1 protein-coding gene is annotated in these 2014 nt (G+C 40.0%); it reads right to left on the bottom strand.

Features of this window, described 5'->3' with window-relative positions; translation table 11 throughout:
• Positions 1-203 precede the first annotated feature (203 nt).
• Complete coding sequence (locus C8C76_RS14915) at positions 204-1724, bottom strand: hypothetical protein (protein WP_108143034.1); 1521 nt, start codon at positions 1722-1724, stop codon at positions 204-206.
• Between the last annotated feature and the right edge of the window lie 290 nt (positions 1725-2014).

Below are 2014 nucleotides of genomic sequence, written 5' to 3'. Positions count from 1 at the left end.
TGAGGATTCTCGGCTAAAGCCAGAAAGTAACAGTCTAAAAAAGTAATAATTGTAATAAATAACTAAAATATTGAACTTTGAAAACTCCATACTGAAACTAACTATTTCTATAAGAAATTAAGCTAAAAATGGGCGCACTTCTCCCCGGGACCTGTAAGCTATTTTTTAAATAGCTTTAAAATAATTCAGTATAATGGATTTATTTATGCTGCTCTGTAATTAAACCAGGTAGTAATCCAGTTTTTTGGAGCTATAGCTGATTCTTTAAGCCAGGCATTAGCATGCATGGCCGCATCCCGCATAATTATCCTGATCAGCCAGCGAGATTTGGAGCGGACATTATCATTTTCCAGTTCATAATCTGTTTTTACCCGGCTGTTGCGTCTTTCAGAAGAAGTTCTTTTCTTCATCGTATTTTTCCATTTATGTGAACCGCGTGGGGTTGTGGTAAATATGCGATTATCCCACTCGGGTTTGGTATGAACAGTACGTCCATAGTCAGAGTCTGTACAGTTAAAGATGGGACAATTAAAGCTTTTACGAGTAACATGGGGGCATCGCCATTTATGGCGGTGAAGTTTTTTATCAAGACCCCAGTTAGCCATCAAAAAACCACCCTTGCAGATGGGAACACCATCTTCATTAACAGCTACAGGTGGATCATATTTAAAATTACCTTTGTTGGTTTGATTGAGGTCAATAAAAGCCTCAATATCCCAGTGATCAAGCAGATCATAGGTTGCATAATTATCATGGGCGCTATCTAAAATATCTTTACCAAAATTAAATTCAGGATAAAGATTTATCATTCCAAAGAGAGCAGTAGTATGAGATACGCTGTCATGTCTTGCAGCCTGATTGAGTACAGAATAAACAGGCAGGTCATAGGGGCTGTCAGCAGCTGTAAAGGTGTAGTTGCTGTAGCCATAGACATATCTACCACGATAGCTGTCCCAGCCCCAGTTAGCAGTGGGATCACTGAAGCGGCGAGGACAGCTGCAGTTAAAGATCCCATTTTGACGGCAGTCACAGTCTCTGGTGCCCATTGGTGAAGCACCGGTTGCTAAAACCATGCCGTCACCGGAAACAGCCAGGTTAGCAGTATCTCCAAGGAGGCCTCTTTCAGCAGAGGGTAGGACAAAACATTCTTTGAATATCTGCTGAAGATATTTATCAGCTCTTTCGGGCTGAGGTTTATCTTCGTCTCTAAGGATACGGTCAACCAGCCTCTGGACCACACCCTGGTGTTTTGGCGGTTGTTTCTGGTTCTTTTTCAGTTTCTTTTTGGGCTTTGAAAGAGGCTTATGCATTTTAGTACAGCGTTCAACACGTTTACCTGAATCAAAATCACAGAGTCTGTCTTCAAAATCATAAAAAGTACCGACTCCAGGCACATCACCGGGATAAAAACCGGAGATGATAGCCCAGAATGGTTCGCTTTTTAGCCTTTTAACCCAGCGGGTAATGGAGCCACCATCACCATACTGGCACATCAGCCAGTAGGAGCGGAAAAGGCAGACAGGATCCCATGGTTTTTCACCACGGGGATGATAGGTAGGAAGCAGAATATCTCGAACTGGAACAAGGTCGGTCAAAAAAGTCTTAAAGATAATGGAAGCATTCAAAAAGACAGTTCTAAAGAAGTGATCATTGGCGTAATAGGCATTAAGCAGGAAGAATAAATGATTTTGAAACTCTTTGTGGGAACGTTCTGTTTTAAACATAAATAACACCATCCTGATTTAGTATTTAGGGTAAAAATATGTCCCTATATTTAATTATGGATGGCCGGAAAAATGACAAAAATGAAAAAGTCAAGTCTCAAAATAGCGGTTTAAAGACACTGAAGTTGTCTGGAGTTAATATATCTGAATAAAAGTATATTAATCGCAGTTTTTATTCCGTTTAAGATGCTTAATGATAAAGGGAAATATTGGTTTCAGGTTGGGGTGAAAAATTTTGAAAGGTGCTATTAAGCCTTATCAATCAAGGGCTTATTTAGCCGAAAATCTTA

This window comes from Halanaerobium saccharolyticum, assembly GCF_003053565.1.
GTDB classification, from domain to species: Bacteria; Bacillota; Halanaerobiia; order Halanaerobiales; family Halanaerobiaceae; genus Halanaerobium; species Halanaerobium saccharolyticum_B.
The sequence above is the reverse complement of the archived record's forward strand: the minus strand, read 5'-3'. Positions and strand labels throughout refer to the sequence as shown.